This is a genomic window from Alphaproteobacteria bacterium, from assembly GCA_030680745.1.
GTDB lineage: Bacteria > Pseudomonadota > Alphaproteobacteria > JAUXUR01 > JAUXUR01 > JAUXUR01.
Genome location: JAUXUR010000007.1, coordinates 33,997 through 50,891 on the forward strand (window position 1 = coordinate 33,997; position 16,895 = coordinate 50,891).

A 16,895-nucleotide genomic window follows, 5' to 3' on the forward strand; every position below is an offset into this window, starting at 1 on the left:
AATATAAAATTTATTGATTTAAGTGATTGAATATAATATTATCTCGTTATTATATATATATATATTAAATAAGGGTTTTTATTGTGTTGAGAAAATTTCTTTTTATTTCAATTGTTTCTTGTCTTTTTTTTAAACCCATTCATGTTTTTGCAGCTGATTATGATGAAGATGATACAGAGATAATGATGAATGGTGAAAATCCATTTGCCGATACTAGATTTTGTGGTTTTGAAAAATTCAAAGAATGGTTCAGTCTTAAAGATAACCAGCGAAAAAAAATTGACGAAAAAAACGAAAAAAAATTTAAAAATGTTTTAGCATTATATTTGAATTATAAATTTAAAAATGAGCCAACTTTTGATGAAGCTTTGAGGCTTTCTGTAGAGGGATCTCAAAATGCATGTCCCAAATCGATGGAGTTATTAGGTACATTAAAAGTAGAACAAGGTGATAATGCGTCTGAAGAAGAAAAGCAAAAATATTATAACGATGCTTTTTCATGGTATGTTATTTCATTTTGGATGCAAATAATAAAAAAAGTTAAATTAAATCAGATAATAAAAATACCGACAACAATTGTTTCAAAATTAGAAAACCTTGTTAAAAAGTCATGTTTTTGTAAAAAACGTATTCTTTGTTTTGAATATATAAAAAATTTTGAGGAAAAAAACCTTGGTAGTGTTTTGTTTTCTTTAGAAAGCATATCTAGCGCGTTCTTTGATACACGTTTTTTCAGTGTTGCTTATTATATAGGGACTTCTTTTTTGCATGCTTTTCCATGTGATCGTAAATTAACAATATTTACGATTAATTTATTAAACTGGAAGTTGTATTTAAGTGATAAAAGATTAAAAAGTAAAAGCGAAGAACTTATAAATCTTCTTGCTGCTCTTTTTTATAAAAATAAATTTTTGCATGAAAGTGCATATTGTTGGCGTAATCCTATTGAGCAAAATCATATTTCTTTATTAGCAAAATTAATTCTAAATGGGTTAAGAAATTCAGATCAGAAGGGAATAAAATTTAAAGAAATTGATAGAAACAAAATAGGATCAAGACTGTTTTGGAGCGTAAAATCATATAATAACAATGATAATAATAAATTCATGGTAAGTTCTATTCAAAATGGTGATATTAAATTTGATTCAAATGGAAAAAATATAACAGAAAAAAATAAATATATTATTTTATCAGATTTGTACAGAGAGTTAAATACGCCAGAGTCATTGCATGAAATAGGTATGTGTATTTTAAAGGATAAGCTTTTATATTTAAACAATAAACTCATTCTGCCTGATGAAAAATATGAAAGCGCTGCAAATTTCTTTAGAAAATCATTATCTCACTCAATGTCTTCATGTATCCTTGGGTTGCTAATTCAAAATGGTTTAGTTAAAAAAGATTTAAATGGTTTAGAGTTTTTAGAAGAACAACGATATGAAATAGCAGCAGATTTGTTTAGGCAATCAACATCAATACCTCAGTCTTTGTTTAGTCTTGGTCATTTGATTGAAAGGGGTGAAATTAAGAAGGATTTATATAACCAGGACATATCTGATGGACAGCAATATGTAATTGCCGCAGATTTATTTAGGCAGTCAAGATCAGAGTCTATGTCCTTATTTTATCTTGGGTACTTAATTGAAGATGGCAAAGTTGATCAAGATTTAGATAACAATAATATTCCAGAAGGGAAACGAAATGAAATTGCTGCAAGTTTATATAGAAAATCAAAAACAAGCTCTGCATTAAACAGGTTAGCATGTTTAATTTTTTGTAAGAAAACATCTGAAGATTTAGATGGAAATCTAATTATTTCGGATTCTCAACGTAATGAAATTGCACTTAAATTATTTTTGGATTCAGATTCCGGTGATGCTTATTACAATCTTGCTATTGTTAAGCTTCTTTCACCATCAGGCGAATCACTTGAGGTTAAGAAAGAGGCTTTAACATTTTTAATGAAAGCGGCGTTGGAGGGTATTGAAAATGCAGCTTCTTATTATGAAATTTTAAAAAATGAAATAGAAGAAGAACAAAATACTTTTGGTATATCTGATCAATCCGTGTCGGAAATAAAAAAAGAAGATTCTATTTTAGATAATATGAGTGAAAATGAACGTCTACAAAATGAAGAAATAAACTTAGCTAATAATGATAGTGTTGATGATACTTATGAAGTTAATAGTGATTGTGATATTGTTAAATCATCTAATGTTATAGAGAACGCTGACGTAAAAGAAAAAATTGCTTTATCAACAGATGAATCGTCTGAAGAATTAAGTATATTGAAACGAAAGGAACTTAAAGCGCTTAAAAAGAAGCAGCGTGAACAAAAGAAAAAAGATCTAGGTAATAAGTTTAAAAAACTTCTCCGCGGGAAGCTTTCAGAGCAAGAAAAAACTTCTTTTATCTCAAAACAAAAAATGAATATTGGTAACAAAGATATAAAAGTTACGTTCGATAAAAATGCGCAAAAGGAATGGATAGCTCTTGATGTTTTTAAACGAGATAAAGTATCCGAGCTCATCGCAGATATTAAAATAGGTGGAAAACGTGGAAAGCCTGAACAATTGGTAAATTCTGATGCATTTTCTAGACGGATTACAGGTAAACATAGGCTTATTTATCAAATAGAAAACAATGATAATATTAAAATTCTATCTTGCCAAGGACATTATGACGATTAATATTTAAAATAAGATCATTGTTGAATTTTTTATTTTACATTTGTCTTTAAGATTTATTATTCAATTAACTTGTTTATTATATTTACAAATTATAGATTTTCTCTGCATTTTTGTAGAATATTTTATGTTGTTCTTCTTCTGTAAAAACATTAAGTATTGTTTTAAATTTATCTACCAATTCATTGAAATTATAAAACAAACTATCAGGTGAAAAATTGCTACCAAACATACAACGATCGTGACCAAAGAATTTAATTGCTGAAACGATATAGGAAGTTAGAATACTCAATTCAGCTTGTTTTTGTAACCACTGGGTTTCTAATATAGGATTTCCTTGAAAGCCGAAGGCTTCTACATGTACTGATTTAGTAATTTTTTGTTGTTGTATAAGTTTGGAGTAATCATTTCCTAGAAAATTTTTTTTCAGCTTATTATAATTACCACCCAAATATTCAAGAGTAGGTAGATTTGTTGTAAGCCATGGATAGTTGTTTTTTAAATCCCATAAATGCATATGGGTATCGATGATTTCGCCTTTATACATTTTAAAAATTTCCCTTAGTATTTTAACTTTTTAGAAGTTAAGTTTATAACTCAAAAAAATATATTTATTCAACTTATTGTTTAGATGTAATCGAAATGTATCATTTGTGTCATTATTAACTTAGTGTACAAGATATAAAATCGATGTATTGTATAATAACAAAAATGCATATAAATATGAATATGGAAAGAAAATAAGCTATTTGGGTGCAAAATGTTTAATCTTAAGTTAAACAAGGTGTTCTACCTATAAATCTTCATGCTGAAAATCAATCACAATCGGGGTATCAAATGAGTTTTGATTTTAAAAAACAAACAGATGATATGGAAACACAAGAAGCAATTTTTGCAATGGGCTGTTTTTGGTGTGGAGCAACTGCTTTTGAGGATCATGATACTCACAAAAAATCGCCTGGCATCATCGATGTAAAATCAGGATATACAGGCGGCACATCAACAAATCCAACATATGAATCGCATACAGGACATCTTGAGGCAGTTAAGATAGTGTTTGATCCTGCTATAATGCCTTATGAAAAATTATTGGATATCTTTTGGCATAATATTGACCCTTTTGATGATCATGGACAATTTTGCGACAAAGGATTTCCTTATAAAGCGGCTATTTTTTTTAAAAATGAAGAACAAGAGGAAAAAGCTAAAAGATCCATAAAAGAAGTTGAAAAAAAATTAGGTAAAAACGTTGTAACGTCAATTATACCTGCGTCCATTTTTTATAACGCCGAAGAATATCATCAAGAATATCACCTAAAAAATCCTGTTCGTTATAAATTTTATCGCTGGAATTGTGGGCGGGATAAAAGGTTGAATATTATTTGGGGGCCTTAATGTAGTTCTCAGAAGATAAAAGAAGAAGAGGCGCTACCAAGCGCCCCCCCTTCCGTATAAAAAGAGAAATAAAAAGCGAATAACAGAGGTCAGGCGTCAGAAAAATAACGGCGATGGCGAACTTCAGACACATCTTCTAACGCCTGACCTCTGACATTCGCTTGCTCACAATTATTGCAGCTTCTTAACATCCTTTAAAGCATTTAAAAAGCATTGCAATACCATAGACGGCTGCCAATCCTACAACGATATAAACGATTTTGGTAGCAACAGCACCGATGCCGAATATATATTCAACTATGTTAAAGTTGAACACACCAACCAAGCCCCAGTTTAGTGCACCAATAATCATAATAATCATGGCCAGCCAATCAAGAAAATTGAATTTTCCCATTTGAACCTCCATAAAAAGAATGTATTTCCTATACAAGATATATCATATTTATTATAAAATTTCAATTTATTATTAAAAATAAGCATAGATTTCAATTAAAAAATTTACATTTGGTCAAAATAGAGTTTTAATTTATTGCGGTAAAAAAGATAATAATGTAAAATTACCATCCTTAATTTTATTAAAAGTGATGGCTTTTTCAGGGTTCATTAATATTTGGAATGATGTCATTCATTATATATTTTTAATATGTTCAAAATCCTGTCTAAAATTAAAAAAATATCCATCATAAATGAGATTTATATCCACTTTCTTTCTGGTAAGACTTGCATCAACTAATGATAAAAGTTATAAATAATAAGAAAGAGGGGGCCTCCATGATTTTACAATGTCCGGCTTGTAGTACGCAATATAGATTAAAACAAAATAATATCAGCGATGAGGGAAGACGCGTTAAATGCGCGAAGTGCCAGCATTCCTGGATTGCTTCACAAAATGATCTTATTGATGATTCTCAGCAGCTCGCTCTTGATGAAAAGATTGCCGTTGGCGCAAGAGCCGTTTCAAGATCTGTGCCAAAAGAATCAATTCCTGAACCTCACGTTTCAAAAAATATTTATGCTGTTCCAAATGATGAAGATAATGCCCCAAATTTAAACACCTCTTCGCCCGAAGTTAAACTTCAATTGCATGCTGCTCCTTCGCAATCCCCTCAAGATAGTGATGTTTTTACCAGAAGCAAACCAACTATTGTTCATCCAAGAGAGGCTGTACCACGTTTTGCAGCTACAAGTGATAAAACTAAAAAACCACTTTGGCCAGTTCTTTTGATTGTTTCTTTGATTTTGATTCTTTTTATTACAAGTTTATTATTAATGCGCAAATCTATTGTGAAGACCTGGGAGGGGTCAGCGCGTTTTTATGAATTGATAGGCTTGCCTGTACCTAAGATTGGAGAAGGGCTTAAATTTGAAAATCTTAAAACTTCTTTTGATCGCAATCCCGAAGGTGGAAAATTTATGCTTCTTGAAGGAGAGATAAAAAATACTTCAAATGATGAGAAAGTTATTCCTTCAATTAAAGTCGTGCCATATAAAAGAGATGATAAGATTTTAACATCTGCTAAAATCAAGGTAAATGCAGAGAAATTAAATCCAGGCGAATCGACTAGCTTTAGAACACAATTACCCCCAGATACACGCCTTAATGCACGGGATGAGTTGCGTTTTTATGAAGATTAGTATTTCTAATCTATCAGGCAAACACTATTTAAGATCCTGAATCCGTGCTCGTTGCGTAGCTTCAACGAGTTCGGGAAAACAGTGGCGCGAGAATCAAACAGAAAGTATGAAATTAAAAACTATCCCGTAAATCTCAAATTGATTCACTTCGACAAATCATGCACATTTTTCTTAAACGCGTCACCGCGTACTTCAAAACTTGGATATTGATCCCAAGACGCGCAAGCTGGCGACAACAATATAGTTGCATTTGGTAATTGATCTCGTTTTGCTTGTTCGTAAGCAGCTAAAACAGCTTTTTCTAGAATCTCGCAATGTGTATAAGGCACCCTTCCCTTCAATTCTTCAGCAAATTCAGGTGCTGCCTTACCAATCAAAAAGGCATGCTTAATTTTAGAAAAATATGGAATGGTTGCTGTTAAACCATCTTGTTTAGGAAGCCCACCTAAAATCCAATAAATATTATCAAAGCATACGAGTGCCTTGGCAGCAGCCTCACCATTGGTTGCTTTACTATCATTAATAAACTGAATATTGTTCGTCGACGCGACATATTCTTGGCGATGAACAAGCCCCGGGAAAGTTCTTAATCCATCAATAATTTGTGCATCAGAAATACCAAGAACATGACACGCAATATAAGCTGCAGCAGCATTTTGCCAATTATGCTGACCCTTTAAACGTGGTAAATCTTTCAGATCAAGAATTGTTCTTATTTGTTTTGACGTACCATCAAATAAAACGCCATTTTGAGTATAATAAGCCCCGGGAATTACACGCTCAATAGCGATTTTAATGATTTTTTGTTTATTTTTTTCTTCCAATTCACGGGCGATTGCATTACAAGAAGGTGAATCTATCCCAATGACAGCAAAATCATCGGACGTTTGATGCTGGAAGATTTTTTTCTTCGTTTGAACATAATTTTCAAAATTACCATGACGGTCTAAATGGTCAGGTGTGATATTAAGCAAAATAGCAACTTTGAACTTTAATTGAGGATTAATATCTAACTGATATGAAGAAACCTCCAAGACACCAATACCATTTTCAGAGATTGAGTCTAATTCTAAAACGGGTGTACCAATATTTCCACCAACCGTCACTTCACGTTGGGCTTGTTTCAAAATATGACCAAGAAGTGAAGTTGTTGTTGATTTACCATTCGTGCCCGTAATACCTATAAAATTAACATGCTGGTGTGCTTTATAGAAAAGATCTAAATCTCCCGTCAAAGGAATATTTAATTCTTTCGCAAGCGCAATTACTGCATGTGGTTTGGGATACGTTAATGAAACGCCTGGTGATACAACAAGCATATCCAATGTACTTAACACAATAGCATCAAAGGGTTTTATAGTAACACCTTGATTTTCAGCACTTTTACGACCTTCTTGAGCATCATCCCATGCAATGACTTGCGCACCATTTTTTTGTAAGGCAAGCGCCGTTGCAAGCCCTGATTTACCAAGGCCCAAGACGCCAAATTTTTTACCGCTGAAAAGTGATAGATTAAGCATGATTACCTTAACTTTAAAGTTGAAAGACCTATAAGCGCTAATATTGTTGCAATAATCCAAAAGCGAATAACAACAGTAGGTTCAGCCCATCCTTTTTTTTCAAAATGGTGATGGAGCGGCGCCATACGAAAAACACGTTTACCTGTTGTTTTAAAGGATATAACTTGTACGATCACTGATACCGTTTCAACAAGAAAAAGACCACCAATAATCATCAAGACAATTTCATGCTTCGTAATGACGCTGATTGTACCCAAAGCACCACCTGCCGCAAGAGATCCCGTATCACCCATAAACACCATTGCAGGCGGCGCATTGAACCATAAAAAACCAAGCCCCGCCCCTATCATAGCGCCACAAAATACAGTGATTTCACCACACCCACTTACATAATGAAGTTGTAAATAATTGGCAAAAACCGCATTACCCACAAGATACGAAATAAGCGCAAAACAAGTGCATGCAATCATAATCGGTACAATCGCAAGACCATCCAAACCATCTGTTAAATTAACAGAATTAGATGTTCCAACGATAACAAAACAGGCAAAAGGAACAAAAAAATAACCCAAATCAATAAGCATTGATTTAAAAAACGGAATGGTGAGCATCGTTCCAAGGTTTTCTGTTGAGTTTATAAGTATGAAATAACCTGCAATCGCTGCAATTATAAACTCAATAAATAACTTAATTTTTCCTGAAAATCCCTTTGAGTTTTTTTTTGTAAGCTTCAGATAATCATCTATAAATCCAATAAATCCAAAAGAAAGGGTCACTAGCATCACAATCCAAATATAAGGATTGGTAAGGTCAGACCACAAAAAAGTACTTATCAATAAAGCTGTCAAAATAAGAAGGCCGCCCATTGTAGGCGTCCCTTTTTTTGTTAGAAGATGCGTTTCAGGACCATCATCCCGAATAGGTTGGCCCTCTTTTTGTTTAGTTTTAAGCCAATTAATAATTTTTGGTCCCAAAATAAAGCTTAAAATTAATGCGGTAAGAATGGCACCACCAGTTCTAAACGTCAAATAACGAAAAAGGTTCAAAGGCCCAAAAGAATCAGCAAGCGGGGTAAGCAGGTTATAAAGCATAAATAGACAAGGCCTCTACACAGAAAATCTAGATTATTAACTGATATGATAATACGTTGATCAACAGATTCTGAAAAGAGTAAATACCGCATTAATCTAAAAAATATAATTGCTCTGCACATTTAAAATCAATCTCACATTATCATTTTTTTTGCTCGTGTTAAATCATGTCATTTAATCATTTTTTAACCCTAATAGATTTACGCTGAAATTATAGAATAACTAAGGAGACTAAAAATGCTCCATATTCGTATCAAGCCGGGTGTAAGATTGTCGGAACAACCTGAAATTGGACATAATAGGTGGCACTCCGATATCCCATTTTTAGCCTCCCTCATGCCAGGCGATGAAGCTATTATTGAAAGTTTAGATTTTTTAGATGCACAGATTAAAAATGATGATGATGTGAGCGATATTCGAAACATTGATTTAACATTAGCCCATCCTTTAACAGGTCCTTTCGAAATAATAGGGGCAGCACCTGGTGATTTACTTGTCGTTGATATTATAGATATAAATCCTATTACACCTATTGGTTTTTCAGGCAATTTTTCAAAAGACAATGGTGGCGGATTCTTAGTCGATTATTTTCCAGATCCACATAAGGCAATTTGGGATTTAAAAGGTCTTTTTGCAACTTCTCGGCATATTCCAGGCATAAAACTTACAGGATTAGTTCATCCTGGATTAATTGGCTGCTTGCCATCATATGAATTACTGACGGAATGGAACAAACGTGAAGCTCCACTTGTGGCACAAGGTCTTGCCAAACCACCCTGCCCTGAAACTGCAGTATTGCGTGGGCTAAAAGGAAATAAATTTGATCAAATGGCCAAAGAAGCCTGTCGAACAATTCCAGCACGTGAACATGGCGGCAATATGGACATTAAAGATATTTCGCGCGGTAGTCGTATCTTTTTCCCCGTCTATCAAAAGGGCGCAGGACTATCCATGGGCGATCTACATTTTAGTCAAGGCGATGGTGAAATCGCTTTTTGCGGCGCTATTGAAATGGATGGTGCAATGCACATTGGTGTTGATCTCATCAAAGGCGGCATGGCCAAATATTCGATTAATGCACCTGTTTTTATTCCAAGCAAAATTAAACCGCATTATGAAAATTATATAAGTTTTCAAGGCATATCTGTCGAAAACGGTGTCAATTACTATATGGATGCAACTGTTGCATATCGCCAAGCTTGTCTTAAAGCTATTGATTATTTAGAACATTTTGGCTATACGCGCGCGCAAGCCTATCTTATTTTAACAGCAGCACCCATTGAAGGACGTATAGGTGGCATTGTTGATATCCCCAATTGTGTTTGCTCACTTTCAATACCGACAGGGATATTTGATCAAGACATTCTTCCGAAATAATTATAGTGTTTCATTATCAAGGGAGTGAAAAATGCCATTTTACGATTATCAATGCACCCAATGCGGGATCATAAAAGAAGAATTACGCTCGATAAGTGCGCGCGATGATTTGAAAGATTGTTCAAAATGTCAAAAAAAATCTATGATTCCAATTGTTTCAGGGCATTCATTAATTCAATCAAAAGAAGCTTATATGCCTAGATCAACTATTGAAAAATTAACTGGTTCTAACGCGAAAGGACCTGGTCTGTCTCAAAAAAATAAAATTCCTTTTTTATCAAGCTGCAAGCATCGTCATTAAACCTTTTTTGTTAGAAATTTGCCCACAAACCTTTGTTTTCCTGAACGCTTTGAAGCGAAGCAACGAATGCAGATCAGGATCCATAACGAAATACATGCTCGAAGAGCATGGCAAAATTATTAAATAACGTCATGATCTACGATCATGATTCTTAATTGAACCCTGAATCCGTCCTCGAAGCTTTGCTTCTCGCTTGTTCAGGAAACGGCTGGATGTTTGGCGGGTTTTACCAAAGTTATTTTTTGTCCCGTAGATTGATGTCAAATAGACTATGACTTCCGTTTCTGCATTCTTCCATAGCAATAACGTACTAAAGTCTTCGCCTGAAGACGAAGGTTTTAACGCGCCTAGATAAGAAACAATAAAAAAAGCGACATATGATGACTATATTTGAATAAATTTACTTTAAAACAATAAAAATTGCATTTTTGTTGACAAAATTTTGTTTTACAGTTAGTTTAAAATAAATATAATATTTTTATTAATTAAGAGACAAATATGTTAAAAAAAATCGCTATATATGCATTTTTTCTATTTTATGCATCCAGTAGTATAAACGCTAATCCTATTTTTCAAAACAAACATTTTGATTTAAATTATTCGCAAAGCCTTGGATATCTAAAGTCATTTCTTGGAAATGATTTTGTAGAAATAAAACAAGGATCTGAATCTGAAGACATAAAAAAAAACATACAAAATTTTTATGAAAAAGATTTCACAATGACAGATTACTTAGGAATAAGGAGCAATTCAAATCATGAAAATATTACTCCAATTGTTGAAGCGCTTTTAGAAGAACAAAATTCACCAGATAGATATTTTATGTATCATGCTTCAAGTCCAATTGTTGGTTTGCTTTATGACATTTATTCTGAACTCAGACGACAAATAATGAATATTCAACGAGAAGACCTTATGCTGTGTCGCGGTACAGATGAAGCTTTTTTTGATATTGAGAATATCGCCGATTTTATTAATGATCAAAAAGTTAAGCAAAACGTAAAATCTTTCACAGACCTCGGTAATTATTCTGCCGATTATGCTGAAAAAGCGTTATCCATGAATTTATTCTTGTTTGGAAATCATCATGTTGTATTTGACGATTCAATGGCTTTGTTTATGGAGGCAAGATCTGAGAGGAAGATTTTGCTCTCTAAATCATTGATAAAATTATTTACTTATTTTGGCATTGATATGTCACAACTATCAGAAATAAAGGATTTAATTTTAAAATTTGAAGCGCTTCCTTTATTAGATCGTGGACGCTTGTTCCAATTTAGTTTTGCGCCCGATAATATCGATGAATTTGTTTATCTATCTAAATCATTAGGTGTTGGCGTGACTATAGATGGGTCCAAAGATTATGATATTAACAAAAATCAAGTGGCGCTTCTTATTAAAGCTATGCGTCATAATCCTGCTCAACTTGAAAAATTTTCAAAAAAAATATGTAAAAACGATCATGAATCTTTAATCCAAATAAATAATCCTTTATTCGATTTAAATAAAATTCAAGGTAGGTTTATCTTACATCCAAAGCTTTTTTCAGAAAATAGCCCCTTGCAAGTTATATCTTATTGGCGCGGCCTCTCTCGTAATGCGCCAGAAGTGCAAGAATATAAAACAAACCTGAAAGTATTGGTGACTGATATCATTTCATTAATATTAAAATCGAGATTTACACCACCGCGAAAAACAATTCTCACAGAGAACGATGCATTAGACTTATTGTTAAAAAAAAGAAATATTGAATTAGAAAATGAAAATATTCCTATAAAGACAAATATTTCAGATCATTTATTATCTGCTTATATATGCTCTGGTGATCTAGATAAACTAATTTCCATCCTCAACAATGAAAATCAAATTGATATTAATAAATCAATAATAGATATCAATGACTTAGAAGAAGAAACTGAACATTCCCCCTTATATCTTGCAGTCAAATATAATCACCCTGAACTTGTTGATTTGCTATTAGCAAAAGGCGCACAAATAAAAGATGAGCCTTCCGCTGACCGCAATTTGCTAGGTTGGGCCAGTATTAACAATTATCCTCTTATTACGCAAAAATTGCTAAATTCTGGATGCAATCCTAATTCAAAATTTAGATATAGGTGTTTAGAAGAGCCACTTATTGAGCTTATTCAACAATACGGGAGAAATGAAATTTTAGAAATTTTTATAAAACACGAAGATATTGCACTTGACAAAAAAAAATCCATAAATTTAATTAAATATATCATGGAAAATAAACTAATAGATTTAGTAAAAGTTCTTTTTAAGAATGAAAAATTTTTTACTAATAATATGATGGATGAAGATTTTAAAATTAAAATTCTAAACATTGCTATCAAAATTGAAAACACAGAAATTCTTAACTTTTTACTAGATATTTTCAAACTTTCTTTTGATTCAGAACCTTCTGTTGAAAAACAACCGATCAATAAAGCAATTGATACTCAAAACTTTTCCATTATCACCACATTAATCGAGCATGGAATAGATCTAAGAATAAAACATCCTTTATACGGAACCCCTTTGCAATACGCACGTAAAACTAAAAATAAACAAATTATTCAACTCATTGAACAACATGTCTCGACTCAATAGAAAAATATAGTCATTCCAATAGACAGCCTCTTAAAAAAACGTAGGATTTTTGACCCTTATGGCACTACCTTAGACCAAATCGTAATTCATATGGATGTTAATTGGAATGACTATACAAGGCGCGTTAATTCACGGCAGCCGATTATTTTGCCGTCTTTAATCTCAAAAATAGCCATTACATCTACTTTTACTTCAGAATCATCGTCTTTTATTACATGACCAGTATGTCTTGTTGTAACTTTATTTCCTTCCTAAATTATTTCGTGAAAAACAATTTTAATGGATTTGCAATTTCTTTTAAGTGTTTTTACATGTTCTAGACCCTGTGTATAATTTAGCGTTTTCCATCAGTAATTTGTATATAATGTTTGAAAAAATATTTATTACAATGTGGTTAATTGTAATTAAATATCTTTTTATTGAAGTTTTATTTATACTTTACTTAATATTTAGTTTATTTATAAATTTTATTATATTTTTTGTTTTCATGTTGCTTTTATGATACAGTCTTGATTGTTACTTTTTAAAATTATGTAGGTTGTTATGATTAAAAATATTTCTTTTATCTTTTTATCTTTTTTTATATTTTTTTCTTCTGTTAATTGTTCAGAATGTACTATTGATGATGCTGTTAATGCATCAATACCTGATAGGACAAATCCATGGAAACTGAATACTAATCAAGCAATTACTTTTAATGAATATTATATTTCAGGCAAAAACCTTGCTTGTGGTTTTAAAGCTTTTGGATACGATTCGCGGGAAGAAGCTATTGATGCAATGCTTAACGCCCTTAACGATAACGATACAAAATATGAGCGTCGTAATCGTAAAATGCGCGAATATATTAAAAATGATTACGCAGAAAATATTTCTGTAGAAGAATATTTAAATAAAATTAAAAATATAAAGCATGAGCTTTCTTACAATGCAAATAAGTACTTTTTAGACCAAAACAAAAAAATTCAAAAAATTGATCCTAACTTACCAATTTTATACACCCTTATCGATGCTTTTGCCGTATTAAATAATAAAAACTTATATATTTATAGCGCTGCTCCTGGTGAAAAAATCCTTTTTATAAGTCATGCTTTTTCAAATGATTCTTCCAATGTAAATCAAAATTTATCTCTTTTACATAAAAATCAACATTACAATAGATTAGTTGAAACAGGACATGTGAATACAAATATACGTTCACAAAATGATGAAGATAAACATCTAACAGAATTAAGAAATTCTCTTCTTGAAGAAGGAAGATTTAGAGAAGAGCAACTCTCATTAAATATAAGTTTTGATAGTTTTTCTTCAGAACCATTGGAAGAAGAAATATTTTTTTCTTTAGAATCACCAAAATCACCAGAAGAAGAAATAACTTTTGAAGATTTTTCTTCAAGTTTTCTACCTACAACACCTTGTTACGATTTAGAATTCACTGAAGATGAGCCACACAATCAAGTATCACAGCCTGCACAAACGGAAATAAGTTTTACTGCTTCTCAAATAAAATATTTTGTTTTTGGCAAAGCAAAATACCTTCCAGGACTTAATGCTTATGAATCTTTGATTGCTGCATATAAAAATGCGGCAAAACTTTTTGATGATCAAAATGCTCTTTTTTGTCACATTCAAATTTATCTTAAAAAAAACTTTCTTCACGAAAATAATTCCATTGATTCTATGTTAAAAAAATTAGACACATTAATTAATAAAAAAGGTTCACAAAGTGTAATAAAAAAATATAGACATTATGCAAAAATTTATAAAGGTCAAATTTACGTTAAACAAAAAGAACTAAATAAAGCTTGGGAAATATTTGATAATTTAAAAACAAAAAATGAGTGTTACACAAAAACATATTTTTTAGATATGTCGGAAATGATTCTTCTTTATGAATATACACCTAATGGAATGACACGGGAGAATGCTGTTGCATTGGCTTGGACATTATTTAATAAAACAATTGGAAACGGAAAGACTCAAAAAAAACAAACATCAAATTCAACACGTCAAAATGATACTTTTCATCCGGATTATTACAAAAGTAAAGAAGCAAACAAAAGACGTACAAATATTCGTGACAAGGTTCGTAGGCAAGGCAATGTGAATAGAGTTCGACCAAGAAATAGATCCACTCAAGACGGTTCTGCGTCAAATGTTTCTGCGCCAAATGTTTCCGCGCAGCCATTAGATCAAATTGAAACAATGGAAAATTCTATTGTGGGACGTAAAAGAACAAAAAATTCTTCTACAATAAAATCTCAACCGCCTCGAAAAATATTACGTATTATGACGAGTAATACAGACACTAATACGGACACAGAAAGTGATACTGATATAGATGTCGATACTAAAATGCAAGACCAAGTTGAAAATCCTGAAAATATTTCTGATTTATATTCATTGCATGATGATTCTTTAAACAGAAATCATAATGATGATTTTTTAGATACAGTAGATGACATTAACGAAAAAAATAAAAAATTGCGTGATCTAATTTTAAAAGGAAAGTATTTTTCTTTTAAAAAAAAGGCTGACGAAGCAATAAAGTACTTTTCGATGGTTTTATATTCTAATGATGATGAAAATCAAGAATCCATTTATTATGAACAAGCATATATTGGCTTAGGTAATGTTTATTGTTATGAAAAACAAGATATAGATACAGCAATTAAAATTTATCTGGAAGGTATTCTTAAATGTCCTTCATCAGATCTCTATTGTTCTTTAGGTGATGCTTATCATTATGAAAAAAAAGATACAAATAAAGCAATTGAAATCTATCAAGAAGGGATTAATAGATGCCCCTCAGCAGATCTCTACCGTGGTTTAGGCAATGCTTATAGATATGAAAAGCAAGAGGTTCATACAGCAATTGAAATCTATCAAGAGGGGATTGATAAATACCCCTCAGCAGTTCTCTATCGTTCTTTAGGTGATACTTATAGATATGAAAAGCACGAAGTTCATGCAGCAATTGAAATCTATCAGGAAGGTATTTTTAAATGTCCTTCAGCAGATCTCTATCGTTCTTTAGGTGATGCTTATTATTATGAAAAAAAAGATACAAATAAAGCAATTAAAATCTATCAAAAAGGAATTGATAAATGCCCCTCAGCAGATCTCTACTGTGGTTTAGGTGATGCTTATAGATATGAAAAAAAAGATACAAATACAGCAATTGAAATCTATCAAGAAGGGATTGATAGATGCCCCTCAGCAGATCTCTATCGTTCTTTAGGGGATTCTTATTATTATGAAGAAAAAGATACAAATAAAGCAATTTCAATGTATCAAAAAGGGATTGATAACTACCCTTCAGCAGATCTTTATCGTGCTTTAGGTGATGCTTATAGACATGAAAAGAAAAATACAAATAAAGCAATTGCAATCTACCAAGAAGGTATTGAAAAATGTCCCTCAGCAGAACTTTATCGTGCTTTAGGAGATGCTTATAAATATGAAAAAAAAGACGTTTACAAAGCAATTTCAATTTATCAAAAAGGGATTAAAAAATGTTCTTCATCAGATCTTTATGATGCTTTAGGAGATACCTATAGTTTTAATTTCGCTAAACATGAACGAGATATTAATAAAAGTAAAGCATACCAACAAAAAGCGTTAGATGCTTATCAGATGGCTCTTAGTTTTAACAATCATAAAATTAACGATAAAATTAAAATAAAAATTGATTATATAAAAAAATGGTTTTCTTCTTTTGAAACTAGAAGAAGAATTGAGTAAATATAATAAAATGTGTTAGAATTATTGAAATTTTACTGAGTGATATGATCATGTAATTGATAATATTTAATGTATATCATGTATTTTGTTTTTAGAATAAAAGTAAAATATGTTTATTGGATTGAAAATCTAATCAACCTTCAAAAAAAACCAAAAAATAGCATTTTTATCTTGCATTCTTTTGAAAATAGGGTAGAAAAGAACTTATATGGGGCCATAGCTCAGCTGGGAGAGCGCTACAATGGCATTGTAGAGGTCAGCGGTTCGATCCCGCTTGGCTCCACCACCCCCATAAAATTTTTATATTAAGATACTTGTTTTGAAGTTTTAATCTTAACATATTGAAATTCGATATTAACAAAATTTTTCATGCGCAAATCTATAATCGATAGATATTAGAAGGATTCATCGTTACGCCTCGCTTATGTATATAAAGATGCACTTCGCTTGTTGTTCCTTGCCTGTTTCTCAAATCTATTGACTATTGCATTAATTCTACTATTGCTGAACAAGTTGAAGTATGAGATAACAG

11 protein-coding genes and 1 tRNA gene are annotated in these 16,895 nt (G+C 31.8%); 8 read left to right on the forward strand and 4 right to left on the reverse strand.

The features are described from left to right. Nucleotides 1-83: 83 nt before the first annotated feature. A complete protein-coding gene (locus Q8L85_00555; GenBank protein ID MDP1723178.1) occupies nucleotides 84-2,690 on the forward strand; it encodes a type II toxin-antitoxin system YoeB family toxin in 2,607 nt (868 codons plus the stop codon). 82 nt (nucleotides 2,691-2,772) lie between these two features. On the opposite strand, the gene Q8L85_00560 is transcribed toward Q8L85_00555, so the two are convergent. Further along, nucleotides 2,773-3,234, reverse strand: a complete 462-nt coding sequence (locus Q8L85_00560) for an amidohydrolase family protein (GenBank protein MDP1723179.1) — start codon at nucleotides 3,232-3,234, stop codon at nucleotides 2,773-2,775. Between the two features lie 290 nt (nucleotides 3,235-3,524). On the opposite strand from Q8L85_00560, the gene msrA reads away from it, so the two are divergent. Continuing rightward, entirely contained in the window at nucleotides 3,525-4,082 is a 558-nt protein-coding gene (gene msrA / locus Q8L85_00565; protein MDP1723180.1) for a peptide-methionine (S)-S-oxide reductase MsrA, read from the forward strand. Between the two features lie 184 nt (nucleotides 4,083-4,266). Here msrA and Q8L85_00570 read toward each other — a convergent pair whose 3' ends face one another. Then, nucleotides 4,267-4,476: a DUF378 domain-containing protein gene (locus Q8L85_00570; GenBank protein MDP1723181.1), complete on the reverse strand. Its 210-nt coding sequence runs from the start codon at nucleotides 4,474-4,476 to the stop codon at nucleotides 4,267-4,269. Nucleotides 4,477-4,853: 377 nt separating this feature from the next. Here Q8L85_00570 and Q8L85_00575 point away from each other — a divergent pair, with 377 nt between their 5' ends. Then, a complete protein-coding gene (locus Q8L85_00575; GenBank protein ID MDP1723182.1) occupies nucleotides 4,854-5,717 on the forward strand; it encodes a zinc-ribbon domain-containing protein in 864 nt (287 codons plus the stop codon). Nucleotides 5,718-5,860: 143 nt separating this feature from the next. Here Q8L85_00575 and murD read toward each other — a convergent pair whose 3' ends face one another. Together murD and mraY are read right to left on the reverse strand one after the other, a co-directional pair. Continuing rightward, on the reverse strand, nucleotides 5,861-7,237 hold the full coding sequence (gene murD / locus Q8L85_00580; GenBank protein ID MDP1723183.1) for a UDP-N-acetylmuramoyl-L-alanine--D-glutamate ligase: 1,377 nt from the start codon (nucleotides 7,235-7,237) through the stop codon (nucleotides 5,861-5,863). A 2-nt stretch (nucleotides 7,238-7,239) separates the two neighbouring features. After that, nucleotides 7,240-8,328 carry a phospho-N-acetylmuramoyl-pentapeptide-transferase gene (mraY, locus tag Q8L85_00585; protein ID MDP1723184.1) on the reverse strand — a complete coding sequence of 363 codons (1,089 nt, stop codon included), beginning with the start codon at nucleotides 8,326-8,328 and terminating at the stop codon, nucleotides 7,240-7,242. Between the two features lie 237 nt (nucleotides 8,329-8,565). Here mraY and Q8L85_00590 point away from each other — a divergent pair, with 237 nt between their 5' ends. The 5 genes from Q8L85_00590 (at nucleotide 8,566) to Q8L85_00610 (ending at nucleotide 16,649) form a co-directional block, all read left to right on the forward strand. Continuing rightward, nucleotides 8,566-9,705, forward strand: coding sequence for an acetamidase/formamidase family protein (locus Q8L85_00590; protein MDP1723185.1), 1,140 nt, complete (start codon nucleotides 8,566-8,568; stop codon nucleotides 9,703-9,705). Nucleotides 9,706-9,736: 31 nt separating this feature from the next. Continuing rightward, complete coding sequence (locus tag Q8L85_00595) at nucleotides 9,737-10,006, forward strand: zinc ribbon domain-containing protein (protein MDP1723186.1); 270 nt, start codon at nucleotides 9,737-9,739, stop codon at nucleotides 10,004-10,006. Nucleotides 10,007-10,504: 498 nt separating this feature from the next. Then, nucleotides 10,505-12,619 (forward strand): hypothetical protein, encoded by a 2,115-nt coding sequence (locus Q8L85_00600; GenBank protein ID MDP1723187.1) that lies wholly within the window; start codon nucleotides 10,505-10,507, stop codon nucleotides 12,617-12,619. 543 nt (nucleotides 12,620-13,162) lie between these two features. Beyond that, nucleotides 13,163-16,363, forward strand: a complete 3,201-nt coding sequence (locus tag Q8L85_00605) for a tetratricopeptide repeat protein (GenBank protein ID MDP1723188.1) — start codon at nucleotides 13,163-13,165, stop codon at nucleotides 16,361-16,363. A 210-nt stretch (nucleotides 16,364-16,573) separates the two neighbouring features. After that, nucleotides 16,574-16,649, forward strand: a tRNA-Ala gene (locus Q8L85_00610). The last annotated feature ends 246 nt before the right edge of the window (nucleotides 16,650-16,895 follow it).

Coding starts and splice junctions, on each gene's coding strand:
- murD (MDP1723183.1), bottom strand. CDS start 7,237: ATGCTTAATCTATCACTTTTCAGCGGTAAAAAATTTGGCGTCTTGGGC.
- Q8L85_00570 (MDP1723181.1), bottom strand. CDS start 4,476: ATGGGAAAATTCAATTTTCTTGATTGGCTGGCCATGATTATTATGATT.
- Q8L85_00590 (MDP1723185.1), top strand. CDS start 8,566: ATGCTCCATATTCGTATCAAGCCGGGTGTAAGATTGTCGGAACAACCT.
- Q8L85_00605 (MDP1723188.1), top strand. CDS start 13,163: ATGATTAAAAATATTTCTTTTATCTTTTTATCTTTTTTTATATTTTTT.
- msrA (MDP1723180.1), top strand. CDS start 3,525: ATGAGTTTTGATTTTAAAAAACAAACAGATGATATGGAAACACAAGAA.
- Q8L85_00600 (MDP1723187.1), top strand. CDS start 10,505: ATGTTAAAAAAAATCGCTATATATGCATTTTTTCTATTTTATGCATCC.
- Q8L85_00575 (MDP1723182.1), top strand. CDS start 4,854: ATGATTTTACAATGTCCGGCTTGTAGTACGCAATATAGATTAAAACAA.
- Q8L85_00560 (MDP1723179.1), bottom strand. CDS start 3,234: ATGTATAAAGGCGAAATCATCGATACCCATATGCATTTATGGGATTTA.
- Q8L85_00595 (MDP1723186.1), top strand. CDS start 9,737: ATGCCATTTTACGATTATCAATGCACCCAATGCGGGATCATAAAAGAA.
- mraY (MDP1723184.1), bottom strand. CDS start 8,328: ATGCTTTATAACCTGCTTACCCCGCTTGCTGATTCTTTTGGGCCTTTG.